This window comes from Corallococcus sp. AB030 (assembly GCF_003668965.1).
Classification (GTDB): domain Bacteria; phylum Myxococcota; class Myxococcia; order Myxococcales; family Myxococcaceae; genus Corallococcus; species Corallococcus exiguus.
Window position 1 is genome coordinate 1 of sequence record NZ_RAWQ01000413.1, and the last position, 2,393, is coordinate 2,393.

Sequence of the window (2,393 nt, forward strand, 5' to 3'; positions counted from 1 at the left end):
GTAACCGTCCGGCCAACGATGTGCCGTGAGGGATTGCCGGGGGAGCGGTTCGCGGCGGACGCTTCCGGGCATGGCGAAGCAGGTGGAGAAGCCGGAGTGGGCGCGCATCGCGGAAGCCTTCGAGGCCAGCGGGCAGACGCAGCGGGAGTTCGCGTTGGCGCGGGGCGTGCGGCTGAGCACGTTGCAGTCGTGGGTGTACCGGGCACGACGGGCCGCGCCGTCGCGAGCGGAAGCCGTGAGACTCTTGCCGGTGCAGGTGGCGACGACGCCCGCGGCGATGGAGTCGGGGATGGAGGTGGTCGCCGCGAGCGGAGCGCGGGTGCGATTCGCGGTGGGCACCGACGTGGCGTACGTGGCCCGGCTCGTCGCCGCGCTGGGACGGTGAGAGGGTGTTCGCGCTTCCGGCTTCGGTGCGCGTGGTGCTGGCCGTGGAGCCGGTGGACATGCGCAAGTCGATTGATGGCCTCATGGCCTTGGTGCGCGCCGAGTGGGGCGAGGACGTCTACTCGGGGCACCTCTTCGCCTTCGTCTCGCGCAAGGGCGACAGAGTCAAGGTGCTGACGTGGAGCCGGGGCGGCTTCGTGCTGCTGTACAAGCGGCTGGAGACGGGCCGCTTCCGGCTGCCGCGCGTGGAGGCGGAGGCGAAGGCGGTGACGCTGGACGCCACGCAGTTGGCGATGCTGCTGGACGGCATCGACGTGGCGGACGTGCGACGCCCGCCGGCCTGGTCACCGCCCGGGCGCGCGGCCTCCTGAGGGCCCGGCGCGAGCGCGGGGGCGGGCAGCGCGGTATGGGCTCCAGGTGCCGCGCGAGCTTCCACTGGACCATTTCTGCCCCTGGCGGGAGGAAGCCGAGGAGCTCCGCGAGCGGATGACGTCGCTGGAGTCGAAGATGGCCGCGCTGGAGCGGCGTGTCTTCGGTCGCAAAGCCGAGAAGCTGCCGCCCGTCGCCGAGGAATTGAGGCAGACGGCCCCGAGTCCCCAGGACGAAGCGGCGCGGGCCAAGGCCGCCCTGGAGAAGCGCCGGGCGCGGGCCGCACGGAAGGCCGAGGAGGCCCCGACGCGCGAAGTGCGGCACGCGGTGCCGCCCGAGTCGAGGCACTGCCCGGCGTGCGGCAGTGAGGAGTTGAAGCCGCTGGGCGAGGGGCGAAGGACGGTGGTGTACGAGTACGTGCCCGCCTTCTTCGAGCGGCAGGTGCACGTGCAGCAAGTCCTCTCGTGCGCGTGCGGCCAGGGCGTGGTGACGGCCCCCGCGCCGCCGAAGGTGGTGGACAAGGGCGAGTACGGCCCGGGCTTCCTTGCGCACGTTGTGGTTTCCAAGTGCGCCGACGCGATGCCCCTGCACCGGCTGGCCCAGCGGATTGAGCGCGGTGGGGTGCCCATGAGTCGCAGCACCCTGACGGACCTCTTCCACCAGGCCGCCTCGGTGCTGCTGCCTCTGTCCCAGCACCTCTTGCAAGTCATTGCCGCCGCCGAGGTGGTGTGGGCCGACGAGACGCCCGTGCGCGTGCTGGACGTGAAGAAGACGCGCCAGGGCTACCTCTGGACTTTCCTCACCCAGACGCCCGCGGGGGAGTGGCTGCTGGGCTACCGCTTCAGCCTGGGCCGGGCCAGCACGACGCCGAAGGAAGTCCTGGGCGGCACCCGGGGCGCCCTCGTGGTGGATGCCTATACGGGCTACAACGCGGTGACACTGCCCGAGGGCCGCGTGCGGGTGGGCTGCTGGGCCCACGTGCGACGGCGATTCTTCGAGGCGCTCCCCACCGCGCCCGAAGCCCGCCAGGCCCTGGACTTCATCCTCGCCCTCTACCGCGTGGAAGCCCTGGCTCGCGACGCGGCCGTCGTGCGCACCGACGCGCACCGCGAGCTGCGCCAGCAGCAGAGCCTCCCCGTCCTCACGGCGCTGCGCGCGTGGATGGACTCGCAGGCCCCGCGCCACCTGCCCAAGGGCCCCATGGGCCAGGCCCTCTCCTACGCCCTGAAGCAGTGGGACGCCCTGACGCGCTTCGTCTCCGACGCGCGCCTGCCCCTGGACAACAACCGCTCCGAGGCGGCGCTGCGCAAGGCGGCCCTGGGCCGGAAGAACTTCCTCTTCGTCGGCCACGAGGCCGCGGGGGAGAATCTCGCCGGCCTCTACGCCCTGGTCGCCACCTGCGAGGCCAACCAGGTCAATCCCGAGGAGTACCTGGCCGACGTGCTGCTTCGCGTCCAGACGCACCCGCACTCGCGCATCGGGGAGCTGCTGCCCCACGAGTGGAGACTGCGACGCACCGCCGACCCGCCCGAGTCACCCCTCCAGCCCAGTCCCTGAACAGCTCACTCCTCGCGGCGCTCGCCGAGCACGGTCGGGGCCTGTCTTCAAGCGTCCCGGCACGTCACTGGCCGGACGGTTAC

Annotated in this window: 3 protein-coding genes; all 3 read left to right on the plus strand. The window is 72.0% G+C overall.

The features are described 5' to 3' along the window. Window positions 1–70 precede the first annotated feature (70 nt). The 3 genes from D7Y15_RS43130 (at window position 71) to D7Y15_RS43140 (ending at window position 2,310) form a co-directional block, all read left to right on the plus strand. Entirely contained in the window at window positions 71–385 is a 315-nt protein-coding gene (locus D7Y15_RS43130) for a hypothetical protein (RefSeq protein WP_120581678.1), read from the plus strand. Between the two features lie 4 nt (window positions 386–389). After that, on the plus strand, window positions 390–755 hold the full coding sequence (gene tnpB, locus D7Y15_RS43135) for an IS66 family insertion sequence element accessory protein TnpB (protein ID WP_120581677.1): 366 nt from the start codon (window positions 390–392) through the stop codon (window positions 753–755). A 115-nt stretch (window positions 756–870) separates the two neighbouring features. After that, window positions 871–2,310, plus strand: a complete 1,440-nt coding sequence (locus tag D7Y15_RS43140) for an IS66 family transposase (protein WP_120581676.1) — start codon at window positions 871–873, stop codon at window positions 2,308–2,310. Window positions 2,311–2,393 lie beyond the last annotated feature (83 nt).